This is a genomic window from Aquipuribacter hungaricus (genome assembly GCF_037860755.1).
Taxonomy (GTDB): Bacteria; Actinomycetota; Actinomycetes; order Actinomycetales; family JBBAYJ01; genus Aquipuribacter; species Aquipuribacter hungaricus.
In genome coordinates, this window is the sequence record NZ_JBBEOI010000305.1 from 1 (window position 1) to 3,598 (window position 3,598).

General features: G+C 75.3%; 2 protein-coding genes and 2 pseudogenes. 2 read left to right on the forward strand and 2 right to left on the reverse strand.

The features are described 5' to 3' along the window. Together WCS02_RS18650 and WCS02_RS18655 are read right to left on the reverse strand one after the other, a co-directional pair. Window positions 1-296 (reverse strand): annotated as a pseudogene (locus tag WCS02_RS18650) (hypothetical protein); the annotation flags it as partial. Then, on the reverse strand, window positions 293-682 hold the full coding sequence (locus tag WCS02_RS18655; protein WP_340295789.1) for a polyketide cyclase / dehydrase and lipid transport: 390 nt from the start codon (window positions 680-682) through the stop codon (window positions 293-295). The gene WCS02_RS18655 and the pseudogene WCS02_RS18650, both read right to left, overlap by 4 nt. An 85-nt stretch (window positions 683-767) precedes the next feature. On the opposite strand from WCS02_RS18655, the gene WCS02_RS18660 reads away from it, so the two are divergent. Both WCS02_RS18660 and WCS02_RS18665 read left to right on the forward strand, forming a co-directional pair. Further along, window positions 768-2,555 (forward strand): AMP-dependent synthetase/ligase, encoded by a 1,788-nt coding sequence (locus WCS02_RS18660; protein WP_376984120.1) that lies wholly within the window; start codon window positions 768-770, stop codon window positions 2,553-2,555. Between the two features lie 112 nt (window positions 2,556-2,667). After that, a pseudogene (locus WCS02_RS18665) lies at window positions 2,668-3,598 on the forward strand (hypothetical protein); the annotation flags it as partial.

Genomic DNA, 3,598 nt, shown 5'->3' on the forward strand with positions numbered 1-3,598 from the left:
GGCCCTGCGACGGGCGGCGTGGCCGGTGGCGACGGCTCGACCGGCCCTGTCGGCCCGGTCGGCTCCACCAGGTCGTCGGTGCCGTCGAGCACGTCGCCCTCGCTGGCCGGCGGCGGCGCCTGGTCCCGCGCGGCGGGGCCGACGAGCGGCTCCAGGCAGAGGCTGCACCACTCCTGACCGGCCGCCACCCGCGCGCCGCACCGGGGGCAGCGTCCGTCGACAGCACCCGGCACCCCGCCCGTGCCGCCCGTGCTGCTCGCGCCGTCCCCGCTGTCTGTGCCGTCCGTCCCGCTCACCGCGACCGGTCCCCCTCCTGGCCGTCCTTCCACCCGTGCAGGCCAAGCTTCCACGTCCGGCGCAGCCGGTCCGGGAGGCGCCTGGCGCGCCGGTCGGACCGAGCAGCCCGGGCGCCCGGGGCCACGGGGTCCAGCCGCACGTACAGGTGGGCGACCGTGCCGCCGGCCACCTCCTCCAGCCACACCTCGGCCGACCCCTGCAGCGCGGCCGTGCGCCGCCCGGGCCGGGTGCACGCCGACCAGCGCAGCCCCTGCTCGTCCCGGTCCTCGGTGACGACCAGGTCGAGGTCCGGCAGCCACGACGCCCACCTCGTCCCGGTCCGTCCCCGGACGTCCCGTCGCGGCGCCCGCAGGAAGGTGTCGTCCACGACGTCGACCAGGGGCACGGTCCCCAGGATGCCCCTGCCCGGGCGGGCGGTCGGTCTAGGGTGGCGAGGACCCCCGCAGGACCGTCTCGACGAGGAGCACACCGTGCGCGAGTTCACCGTCCCCGCAGCCGTGGAGCCCTACCCGGGCACCATGGCCGACGTCGTCGTCGACCGCGCGCGCGCCACCCCGGACGCGGCCATGTTCTCCCGCCGCGAGGGCGACGCCTGGACCGACGTGAGCGCCGCGCAGTTCCTCGCCGAGGCCACCGCGCTGGCCAAGGGCCTCATCGCCTCGGGCATCGAGCCCGGCGACCGCGTCGCCCTCATGTCGCGCACCCGCTACGAGTGGACGCTCGCCGACCACGCCATCTGGTTCGCCGGCGCGGTGACGGTCCCCGTGTACGAGACGAGCTCCGCCGAGCAGGTCGCGTGGATCCTGTCCGACTCCGGCTGCCGGGCGGTCTTCGTCGAGGCCGACCACCACGCCGCGACCGTCGCGCGGGTCGCGGACCGGACGCCCTCGTGCACGCACACCTGGGTCTTCGACTCCGGCGGGCTCGACGCGCTCGTCGACTCCGGCGCCGACGTGGCCGACGACGCCGTGGACGCCGCGCACGGCGGCCGCACCGCCTCGGACCTGGCGACGATCATCTACACCTCCGGCACGACGGGGCGCCCCAAGGGCTGCGAGCTCACCCACGGCAACTTCGTCGACCTGAGCCGCAACGCGGAGTCCAGCCTCTGGGAGGTCCTCCACATGGAGGGCGCCTCGACGCTGCTGTTCCTCCCCCTGGCCCACATCTTCGCCCGCTTCATCCAGGCGCTGTGCGTGACCACCGGGGTGCGGATGGGCCACCAGCCCGACCCCAAGGAGCTGCTCCCGGCGCTGGGCTCGTTCAGCCCGACGTTCATCCTCAGCGTCCCGCGGGTGTTCGAGAAGGTCTACAACTCCGCGGAGCAGAAGGCGACGGCCGACGGCAAGGGGAAGATCTTCGCCGCCGCCGCGCAGACCGCGATCGACTGGTCGAAGGCCCAGGACACCGGCGGGCCCGGCCTGGTGCTGCGCGGCAAGCACGCGCTGTTCGACCGGCTCGTCTACGTCAAGCTCCGCGACCGGCTCGGTGGCCGCGTCCGCTACGCGGTGTCCGGCGGGGCGCCGCTCGGCGAGCGCCTGGGGCACTTCTTCCGCGGCATCGGCCTGGTCGTGCTCGAGGGCTACGGCCTCACGGAGACCACGGCGCCGTCCACCGTCAACGTCCCCGAGCGGGTCAAGATCGGCACCGTCGGCAAGCCGATCCCCGGCTGCGGGGTGCGGATCGAGGACGACGGCGAGGTGTCGCTGTCCGGGGTCAACGTGCTGCGCGGGTACTTCCACAACGACACGGCCACCGCGGAGGCCATCGTCGACGGCTGGTTCCACACCGGGGACCTCGGCGAGCTCGACGAGGACGGCTACCTGACGATCACCGGGCGCAAGAAGGAGATCATCGTCACCGCCGGCGGCAAGAACGTCGCCCCGGCGCAGCTGGAGGACCGGATCCGGGCTCACCCGCTCGTCGGGCAGTGCATGGTCGTCGGGGACCAGCGGGCCTTCGTCGCCGCGCTCGTCACCCTGGACCCGGAGATGTTGCCGATCTGGCTGGCCAACAACGACCGGCCCGAGATGACGACCGCGCAGGCCGCCGAGGACCCCGACGTGCTCGCCGCCGTCCAGTCCGCCATCGACGACGCGAACACGCTCGTGTCCAAGGCGGAGTCGATCCGCAAGTTCACCGTGCTGCCCGTGGACTTCACCGAGGAGAGCGGCCACCTCACGCCGTCGATGAAGCTCAAGCGCAACGTGGTCCTCTCGGACTACCAGGCACAGGTGGAGAAGCTCTACGCCGGCTGAGCCGCGGCGCAGGTTTGGGGACCGCCGGGACGAGGTACCCAGCGGGGTACCGCCTGACGCCCGACCCCGGCCGTCGCACGTGGCACCGGCGCCCGGCCCTGGAGGACCTCGCATGGACAGCGTGAGCACCACGCCCGTGGTGCTGCTGACCCCGTCGAGCAGTGCGCTGGCGGTCCTCCGCGAGCACCCGCGCGCCTCGTCGGTCCAGGACCTGTTCGCGCGGCTGTCCGCCGACGGCGACGTCCGCACCGTCGTCGTCGGTCCCGGCGTCGACCTGCCCGAGGTGCTCGACCTGGTGCGGCGCGTCCGCGCCGAGCACCCCGGTGTCGGGGTCGTCCTCGAGCGCTACTTCGTCAGCGCCCCCGAGATCGAGCGGGCCCTGGACGAGGGGGTGCGCGAGGTCGTCCCGGTGGGTGCGCTGGGAGCGCTGTCGGACGCCGTCGCCCGCAGCCGCGAGGCCGGTGCCGGTCGTCGGCGTGCCGACCCGGCCGCCCCGGTCGACCAGGCTGCGGCCGGCGACCAGGCTGCGGCCGGCGACCAGGGTGCTGCTGGCGACCACGATGCTGCTGGGGACCAGGCAGCGGTCGCGGACCAGACTGGCACCGCGGAGCAGACGGCATACGCGGCCGGGACCGCTCCCGCGGGCCCGACGGCTCCGGCGGAGCCGGGTGCTGTCCCGGACCAGGAGCCGGCCGTCGGGACCGAGGGCGTCGACCCGTTCGAGGCGTTCCGTCCCGGCGGGGCCGTCGGGCCGGTCGTGCCCGGGGACCGGGCACCGGTCCTGCCGCAGGGACCGACCGACGCCGCAGCCCCCCCGAGCCTCACGACGCAGGAACCCCTCGCCCCGCAGCCGGGCATGCGCACCCGCGTGGCCCAGTCGCTGGCACCGCAGACCGAGGCCGCGCAGGACGAGGCCGCGCAGACCCCGCTCGCACCGGTCGTCGGACCCTCCGCCCCCACCGCCCCCCGCCGCGAGGGCCGCCGGGCGTCGCGCGCGCCGGACCGGACGACGGGCGGCGGCGACCCGCCCCCCACGCCGGCCC